Origin of the sequence: Trebonia sp., from assembly GCF_049794275.1 — a bacterium.
In the GTDB taxonomy this organism is placed as follows: Bacteria; Actinomycetota; Actinomycetes; order Streptosporangiales; family Streptosporangiaceae; genus Trebonia.
In genome coordinates this window covers 1-5,138 of the sequence record NZ_JBARCR010000734.1, presented here as the reverse complement: position 1 = coordinate 5,138, position 5,138 = coordinate 1, and the positions used below count along the sequence as shown (strand labels likewise).

The window sequence follows — 5,138 nt, the reverse complement described above, 5'->3', positions numbered from 1 at the left end:
CGGGTGATCGCCTGCCGGATCCACCAGGTGGCGTACGTGGAGAACTTGTAGCCCTTGGTGTAGTCGAACTTTTCTACCGCCCTGATCAGGCCGAGGTTGCCCTCCTGGATCAGGTCGAGGAACAGCATGCCGCGTCCGGTGTACCGCTTGGCGAGGCTGACCACCAGCCGGAGGTTGGCCTCGAGCAGGTGGTTCTTGGCCCGGCGGCCGTCTTCGGCGATCCACTCCAGGTCGATGCGCTGGTCCGGGGTGAGGCCCAGGCTGCCTTCTGCGAGCTTCTCCTCGGCGAACAGCCCGGCCTCGATCCGCTTCGCGAGCTCGACTTCCTGCTCGGCGTTGAGCAGCGGTACCTTGCCGATCTGCTTGAGGTAGTCCTTGACCGGGTCCGCCGTCGCGCCGGCGACGGCCACCTGGGCCGCAGGCAGGTCGTCATCGTCGTCGCCGAAAACGAAGATCTCGTCGTCGCCGCCTTCGCCTGGCGCCTTGCCTTCCGGCTGCGCGGGGGCGTCGGCGCTCACGGGCTGCGCGGCGGGGCCGGCGCCAGCCTCAGCGTCGTCCGTGTCCGGCTCATCCGCCAGGTCGGGCTCCGCGTCGACGTCGACATCGACGTCCACATCGGCCACGACGCTGACCAGGTCGGCGTCCGGCGAGTCGGCGATCTCCAGGTCCGCGGCCAGCTCGACGGAAAGGTCCTCTTCGTCGAAGGTGCCGGGGAAGTCCTCGAGGTCTGCGGCGTCCTCAAGGTCGTCGGCGTCGTCGAGATCGACGGCCGCCAGCTCGACGGAAAGGTCAGGGGACGGGACCACCACCAGCTCCTCACGGTCCTGGACCGCGACGTCCCCGCGGCCTGGCGCCCCTGCCCCGGCAGCAGGCGCCTGCTCCTCAGTCGAAGGATCGGCCATTCCCTCAGGCCGCTCGGCCACCCGCGAATCCCGGCCCGCGGAGCCCGCTGAGCCGGACGGCCTAGAGCGCTTGCGCGCCGCGGAGTTGGCAGCGCCCACCACCACGGTCACCTCTTCCTTCGCTGGGTAGCTTGGCTGAGCTGCATACGCATCGCGATAATCGGGCCCTCCCGCGAGGGTCTTGACGCTTGGACCGTGCCGGGAAGCGGACTTCCCTCATGTCTTGAAGACTTGTGTCTTGAGGACTTCGACAACCCGCCCGCCTCCTCCTTCCACCACCATAGGTGGCCTCCGGGAGTGCCTTGTACACGTCGGAACCGTCACTCATCGCTGTCGTACCCTGGACTGTCGTGCCCTGGCACGTGCATGACGAGGACGGTCACGTCGTCGTCTTGCTCATGACCGGCGAGCATATGGTCGAGCAGGTACTGGAGCAAACGCCCGGGAGCATCCTGCAGGTCCTCAGGAGCGCCCGCGGCGATGCTGACCAGCTCATCCAGCCCGGCGTCGAGGCCGCGCACCCGGTTCTCCACGAGCCCGTCGGAGTAGAACACCGCGGTGCTGCCAGGCGGCAGCCGGAACGCGTGCTGCCTGCGGGGACTCGGCCAGCCAAGCGGCGTGCCCGCCTCGGCCTGGTCGAGCACGGGAAGGGCGCCGGGGGTGAGCAGCAGAGTGGGCAGGTGGCCCGCGTTCCCCGCCTGGCCCTCGCCGGTCTCCGGGTCGATCACCAGGTAGGAAACGGTGGTGACCTGCTCTTCGAGCTCGGTGGCGCTGAACAGCCGGTCAAGCCCCGACAGCACGGCCGCCGGGCGCGGGTCGGTCAGCGCGAGGGCGCGCAGCGCGTTCCGCACCCGGCCCATGCCGGCCGCGGCCTGCAGCCCCTTGCCCATGACGTCGCCGACGGTCACGGCCAGCCGCCGGTCCGGCAGCCAGAACACGTCGTACCAGTCCCCGCCGATCTCCATGTTCCTGGTCACCGGCAGGTACCGCGCGTCGAGCGCGAGGCCTGGCACGTCGGGCAGCTTGTCGGGAAGCAGGCTGCGCTGCAGCGTCACCGCCGCGTTGTGCTCCCGCTCGTACATCTCGGCCCGCTCCACGGCGAGCGCGCACTGGCCGGCCAGCGCCTCGAGGAAGACCCGCTCCTCCTCGGTGATCCGTCGCGGCCGGTTGAACGAGAAGCGCAGCGCGCCGAGCGGTGCGCCCGCCGCGAGCAGCGGCAGCCCGACCCAGGACCGCTCGTCGCCAGTGTCCTCGATCGCGTCGCTCCCGGCCCCCTCCGCCAGGTCAGGCTCGAACTGCCTGCGCAGCTCCTCGGGGCTGGGGATGAGCACCGGGCGCCGCGTCGCGATCGCGCGGGTCATCACGCTCGGCGTGTCCAGGGTCAGCCGCGCGTCGGCCGAGTCGGGCCCGACGGGCGCGAGGCCGTCGGGGTTGACTACCCGCAGCCGCAGCCTCTCCTCGTCCAACAGGGCCACCGCCGAGCGCAGCGCCCCGATCGCGGTCCTGCCGACCTCGGTGATGACCTGCACCACCTGCTCGACGTCCAGCGCCTCGGCGAGCATCGATGTCGCCTGCTGCAGCCGGGCGGTCCGCAGCGCGGCCGCCGACAGCTGCTCGGTCAGCCTGCCGCGCATTTCCTCAGCCTCGCGCTGGCTAGTCACGTCGGTACAAGCGCCGACCCACTCGGCAATCTTCCCGTCCCGCTCGATCGGCACGGCGCGCACGTCATAGTGCCGGTACGCCCCGGCCTTGGTGCGCATCCTGAACCGGTCGTCGAAGATCCGCCCTGAGCGCAGGGATTCCCGCCAGTCGCGCTGGACCCGGTCCCTGTCTTCCGGGTGGATCGAGTCCAGCCAGCCGCCGTCGAGGAACTCCTCCTCGGTCTGCCCGGTGATCCACCGCCATTCCGGCGAGTCCTCGAGCATTACGCCGTCCGGCGAGGCGACCCAGACCACCTGGGCACCGCCCTGCGCCAGCGCCCGGTACCGCTCCTCGCTGCGCCGCAGCGCGGCCTCCGACGAGAGCCCTGTCGCGCTGTCGGTCACGGTGCCGTTCGCCGGGGCGGCCGCTACAGCCTCGGCCACGACGATGAGGCCGGCGCCGATCTGCGCGCCGTCCGGCCCGTGCACGGGGAACCAGTGATAAACGCGGTTCGACGCAGGATCCTCGGACGCCTCGGTGGCCGGCCGGTCCTCGGCGAGCACCTGCCGCAGCGCCGCCTCCGCCTTAGCGGTGTCCTTCGCCGGCCACACCTCGGCCATCGGCCGGCCAGGGAATTCCGCCTGGTCGTGGCCGAACAGCCGGGCCAGCGCGGCGTTGACCCAGCCGAAGCGCAGGTCCGTGCCGAGGAAGGCCACTCCAGCGGGCGCGTCCCGGAGCATGGCGTCAGGAAGCCAGGACTCGAAATCGTCCAACTCCACGGCCTCCTGGTGCTTTGGCACGGATGTGTCGGCGCTCATCGGAGAGCACCCCACCCTTCCGTGCAGGCGCCTGCCACTGGCGGCTCCTTCCTGCGTCCAACCTACCGGCATGAACGCCACCCGCCTGGCGCTCGGCGGCGGCCCGCCGGCAGCGCGGTCGTCACCGCGCAGCGGCCGTTCAGAATATAAGCGTGCCATAATCCTGCAACCCATGCTGCCAGCTAACGGCAGGTAAGCCAGTTCAATTGGCGTCGACTCCGGCCGCAGCGGCCCGGATCGCGCGACACGGACGGGTATCGAGGCCATCGCCCGGCACAATGATGGCAGCATGGGTAAATTCTCCTACAGCGGATGATGCGCTCTCACCTGCCGGCTGCCACCGAGGGGTCGCGGACGGAGCGTAGCGTTCACTTGTCCCGATCTGAGAGGCTATCAGGGTGAGCCCGCAGAGCCGACGTCGCAGCCCAGCAGGCGGCGGCGCGCCCCCCAACGCGCTGTTCCGCGAACTCCTGCACGCGGCGCGCGAACTGCTGGCGGTGCGCAGCCCGCTGGACGCGGAGCTCATGGTCAGCGAGCTCCTCGGCACCTGGTGGCCGCAGCGGCATCACACCGCGGGCGGGGCCGGCGTCGAGCAGGTCGTCGGCGAGGGCCTGGTCGAGTACGCCGCCGGCCAGTCGTCCCCCGCGGCCCTCGCGCTGCTGTCCGGTGTCGCCTGCCTCGGCACGCCCCGGCAGGCCGTCGCCGCCGAGCAGGCGGCGATCCGGATGATCGACAGCGGGGTACGGGCGCCGGCGTGGGCCGACCACCTCGGCGCGGTCACGCCCGCCGAGTGCTACGTCAACTCGGACGAGTGGGGCGACCAGGACGAGATCATCTGCGTGTTCAGCTACGCGGGCGAGGAGCCGCACGCGCTGGTGTCGCTCGTCGACTACAACACCGAGGGCATGATCAGGGACGGCTGGGTCACCTCGCGCGTGGACAAGCTGCTCGAGCACTGCCGCCAGGCGGCCGAGGGCAAGCCAGCGGACGCGTTCAAGCAGATCGATCCGCCGCACGCGAGGAGGGTGCTGCGGGCCGCGCTCGACGCGACGGACGCGGCCGAGGACCCGCCGGTCAGCGAGTCGTTCGCCTCGTACCACGCGTTCATCAGGGCGCGCATCCGCGCGCTGCCCCCGGCCGCGGGCCGCGGGCAGCGCGGCAGGCGGCCGTGGTCCAGGGAGCGGCGGGCGCTGATCGCCGCGGAATTCCTCGCCTCCGACGAAGCCGAAGACCTCTCGGACAGACAGGCCGCCAGCCGCGTCGTCGACCGCATCATCGACTACGGGTGTGACCAGGACAGCGGGCGGCCGCTGCGGATGAGCCCGGTCAAGGTGCAGAACTTCATGCTCAGCTGGCTGCCGCGGCGGGTGATGCTCTGCGCGGCCGACCAGGACGCGATGCCGCACGTGCTCGCCGCATGGGTCCGCTGGGCCGGGCACAAGCGCGGCCTGACCGAGGGGGCCATCGGGCAGACCCTGGACACCGTCTTCGACTCGATGAGCACGTTCTCCCGGATCTACCGGGACCCCGCCGAGTTCGGCCTGGACGAGAAGCTGGTCGCCAGGCTGCTGCCCGACTCCGACCTGGAGGCGCTGCCGCGCCGCGCCTTCGCCTTCCCTGTGCTCGAGGGCAAGCACGGCGGCGTCGACCTGTCGAAGCTCGACCCGGCCAACCCGGCCGACCGGCGGCTGCTGCTCGCCGCCGACCATGACACGAGGACCGGCAGCCCGAGCGCGGCCGGTGTCGGCCGGCACATCGACCGGCACCTGGCGATCGC

At 71.2% G+C, this 5,138-nt stretch carries 3 protein-coding genes; 1 reads left to right on the top strand and 2 read right to left on the bottom strand.

Annotation, left to right across the window (positions count from 1 at the left end):
• Nucleotides 1–1,007, bottom strand: a 1,007-nt coding sequence (locus tag WA805_RS19450) for a sigma-70 family RNA polymerase sigma factor (RefSeq protein WP_425243041.1), incomplete at its 3' end; no start/stop codon positions are given.
• 215 nt (nt 1,008–1,222) lie between these two features.
• On the bottom strand, nt 1,223–3,322 hold the full coding sequence (locus WA805_RS19445; protein ID WP_422280600.1) for a SpoIIE family protein phosphatase: 2,100 nt from the start codon (nt 3,320–3,322) through the stop codon (nt 1,223–1,225).
• 437 nt (nt 3,323–3,759) lie between these two features.
• On the opposite strand from WA805_RS19445, the gene WA805_RS19440 reads away from it, so the two are divergent.
• Nucleotides 3,760–5,138 (top strand): hypothetical protein (locus tag WA805_RS19440; protein WP_425243040.1); only part of this gene is annotated, 1,379 nt, incomplete at its 3' end.